The organism is Pseudomonas sp. SIMBA_068 (assembly GCF_046534705.1).
Classification (GTDB): domain Bacteria; phylum Pseudomonadota; class Gammaproteobacteria; order Pseudomonadales; family Pseudomonadaceae; genus Aquipseudomonas; species Aquipseudomonas putida.
The window spans coordinates 1-264 of the sequence record NZ_JAWRYI010000721.1 but is presented as its reverse complement, the minus strand read 5'-3'; the positions used below and the strand labels follow the sequence as shown (position 1 = coordinate 264).

Sequence of the window (264 nt, the reverse complement as noted above, 5' to 3'; positions counted from 1 at the left end):
CCGGGTGGCCATCGGCAGTGGCGAGATGTTCGTGGTGCCCAAGGGCGTCGAGCACAAACCCTGGGCCGAGCAGGAGGTCAAACTGCTGCTGATCGAACCCAAGGGCGTGCTCAACACCGGCGATCAAGGTGGCGAACGCACCGCCCAGAACGACGTCTGGATCTGATCCTCACCGCTGAACCTGCGAGACGGAAAAAGGAATTTCTGCCTCTTGAACACAGTCAGACACAGCAACACGTCATCGATCGACTACCCTTGGCCGAC

Annotated in this window: 1 pseudogene; it reads left to right on the top strand. The window is 59.8% G+C overall.

The features are described from left to right. Positions 1–166 (top strand): annotated as a pseudogene (locus tag SB756_RS31135) (cupin); the annotation flags it as partial. Positions 167–264 lie beyond the last annotated feature (98 nt).